The sequence below is a fragment of the Ensifer sp. M14 genome, assembly GCF_003355565.1.
Classification (GTDB): Bacteria; Pseudomonadota; Alphaproteobacteria; order Rhizobiales; family Rhizobiaceae; genus Ensifer.
Window position 1 is genome coordinate 1,163,251 of record NZ_QJNR01000004.1, and the last position, 294, is coordinate 1,163,544.

Annotated in this window: 1 pseudogene; it reads left to right on the forward strand. The window is 63.3% G+C overall.

Features of this window, described 5'->3' with window-relative positions:
* Positions 1 to 294: pseudogene (locus BLJAPNOD_RS35880) on the forward strand (sugar phosphate isomerase/epimerase); the annotation flags it as partial.

Consider the following 294-nt stretch of genomic DNA (forward strand, 5'->3'; position numbering starts at 1 on the left):
AGGCGGCGACGTCAAAAACCTATTGCGACGAGCTTGCCGGCATTGCGAGTGACAAGGTGTGGAGATCACCGAGCTTTCGACCCACCTGCAAGGCCAGCTGGTCGCCACCCATCCGGCCTATGACGAGGTGTTCGACGGCTTTGCCGTGCCGGAGGTGCGCGGCAATCCGAAGGCGCGCCAAATGTGGGCAGTCGAGCAGGTGAAGCTGGCGCTGACGGCCTCGAAGAATTTGGGGCTCAATGCGATGGCGAGCTTTTCCGGCGCGCTCGCCTGGCCGTTCGTCTATCCCTGGCC